General features: G+C 62.8%; 2 protein-coding genes. Both read right to left on the reverse strand.

Annotated features, from left to right (window positions below):
* A partial coding sequence (locus WAW85_RS12065) for an IS1634 family transposase (protein ID WP_422559853.1) occupies positions 1-843 on the reverse strand: 843 nt, incomplete at its 3' end.
* A 181-nt stretch (positions 844-1,024) separates the two neighbouring features.
* Entirely contained in the window at positions 1,025-2,530 is a 1,506-nt protein-coding gene (locus tag WAW85_RS12070; protein WP_422559854.1) for an IS1634 family transposase, read from the reverse strand.
* Positions 2,531-2,740: the final 210 nt, after the last annotated feature.

The following is a 2,740-nucleotide window of genomic DNA, read 5'->3' on the forward strand; positions in this document are numbered from 1 at the left end:
GGAGGTACGGGAAGCCACGATGAACTTCAGGCCGGCGTCCTCGAGGGCGTTGAGGTTGGCCGCCGACAGCATGCCGGCATCGGCGACAACCACCATGTCCTTGATGCTGTGTCGTGTCTGGAATCCGGTCACGACGGGAATCAGGGTGGTGGTCTCTGCTTTGTTGCCTTCGAAAACGTGCACGTCGAGCGGGAATCCGTCGCGGGCCACGAGCAGGCCGACGGTGATCTGCGGATCGACCCGGCGTTCCTTGCTCATGCCGACTTTGCGGAGACGGTCTTCGTACTCGGCCTCGAAGTACAAAGTGGTCAGGTCGTAGAGGACGACCGCGGCTCCCGGGCCGCCGTCGGCGGTCACGTGTGCCCAGCAGGCCGTAGCGATCTGGGAGCGGTAGTCACGTTCCACGCAGCGGGCCAGCGCGCGTTTGATGCTCGACAAGTGCGGGGCCGCCACACCCAGCTCGGCCACGACCCTGATCGTGTCGAGTTTGCTCGTCGGTTCCACCAGCCGCGCGGCGACCAGGGTGCGGAATGTGTCGTCACCGATCTGACCGAAACCGAGCCTCTCGTAAGCGTCGGTGAGCACATTCCAGAGCAGTTCACTGCGGTGCGCGGCGATGACAGCGTCGGTGCCACCAGCCGCCGACTGCCCGAATCCCAGATCGATCTCTTCTTGACCTGCACTGATCTTGTTCTTCGCGGTAGCGATCAGCGCCGCCAGCTCGGCTTCTTCATGCGCGGAACCGATGTGCTCGAGAATCTTGCGGCGGCCGTGCACGGTCTGGGCGATCTGGACCGCGGTGGCGCCAGACGCGGTCTTCACTTTGCGAACATACGGCGGCACTCACCGAACATACCCGAGAATTTAGTGCCTGAAATCGACCGCCCGAACAGCGCTGACCTGCACCGATCCCCAGCCGGACCCCGAAAGCCGGCTCAGGAGGTCCAACTCAGGTCAGATCGTCCTCTCGTCGGTTCGACTCTCACGGAGGGTCGCGATGCCCGTCAACCTGACTTTTATCAATTTAGTGCGCACTTCGGATCGCGCTGAGTGCCGCAGCGAGGTCATCCGGTAGTGGGTCTGCGGCGGTGACGGTCTGGTCGCCGACGCGAATCTGGATGGTCCGGTAACGGCGGGTTGTGGTGACGAACTTCTTGATCGACCAGCCTGTGCGTTCCTCGATCACGCGCGTCACTGCGAGCGCGGCCATGACCACCGCGAGGTGCGCACGGATGGAGTCCTCAGTGCGGTGATAGATCGGCCGCGCCGCCAAATCGGTCTTTGACATGCGGAAACTCTTCTCGATCCGCCACAGTTGATGGTAGGCACCGATGACGAACTCCGGTGTCGGCGCGTCGATGTTGGTGATGTAGGCCTTCCACCCAGCCAACGTCCGCGCCTTCGCCTCGAGTTCGCGGTTCACCGTCTTGTCCGCGCCTGTGAGCGTGACGAACCTGTTCCGCTTGACCGGGACCTTCCCGTCAACTGCCTTCTCAGCCTTACCGACCTGCTCGTTGATCCCACGCAGGCTCCGCCGTGCCCGATCGGCCGAGTACCGGTAGTAGGTGACACGACTGCGCCGGAAACTCGTCTTCGCGTTCGCCGGCTGATGCTGGACCAGTGTCAGTGCGTCGGTGGGCGCCTGATCGGGATGGTCGGCGACCCACTTGGCGATCTGGTACGGAACCAACGGCATCCGCTCACCGAGGATGCATGACAGGTTCTCTCGTTCAATCGCTCTCATGTTCTCCGCGGAGATCATCCCGGCGTCCGCGACGACGGTGACCTCGGCCAGGTCATGCGCGGCCATGAACTTCAGGACTGTCGGAACGATCGTGAGCTTCTCGCTCTTGTTACCGGCGAACGCCTCGATCAACAGCGGGAACCCGGTCGCGTCGGTGAGCATCCCGACGGTGATCTGCGGTTCGAGACGGCGCTCCTTGGAGAACCCGGGCTCACGGAACCCGTCGGCCTTGTCCGTCTCGAAATAGAGTGTCGTGACGTCGTACAACACGAGCGTGGCAGGCCCCAGACCTGCGTGTTTCGCGCATGCGGCCGCGAGGTTCTGCCTCCAGGTATCGGTGGCGTAGACCGGCAGGCGACGGTTCATCGTCGGATACGACATCGCCGGCACGCCCACCTCCTCGAGAACGCGCAGTGAGTCGAGCTTGCTCGTCGGCTCGATGATCCGCGCCAACACCAGGTCCCGGAAAACAAGATCACCGCCGGTCACGTCATCGAAGCCGAGCTCACTGTAGACGTGTTCGAGTCCGTCCCACAGATGCCCCATCCGGGCCGACTGGATCGGCAACGGCTCACTCGAGACCGGCAGCACGCCGACGATACCGAGATCCAACTCGCCCTGACCAGCAGCAAGACGGCGAGCAGCCACAGCCTTCAATGCCGCATACTCGTCGTCGCTATGAGCAGACCCGATGTGCTCGATCGACCGCGAACCCTTCCGCGAACCATGAACGATCTGGACCGCTCGCGCTCCCGAGGCAGTCTTCACGGTCCGCACGTAGGCCATCAGACCAGCCTATCGCCGATCCTTAGTGCGCAAATCCAGCCCAAAACAACCCTAAACCCGCAGGCCACAACCAGCGAAGTCCAACATGTCTGAATCCGTGATAAAAGTCAGGTTTCACTGGCCCGGACGGGTGTTCTTTCTGGTCGTGGTGGTCAGGGTAGATGGCGTGGTCAGCCGGTTCGTGGGTAGTTGTCGAGGCGGTGCAGGGCG

The organism is Gordonia sp. (in: high G+C Gram-positive bacteria) (genome assembly GCF_049299075.1).
Classification (GTDB): domain Bacteria; phylum Actinomycetota; class Actinomycetes; order Mycobacteriales; family Mycobacteriaceae; genus Gordonia.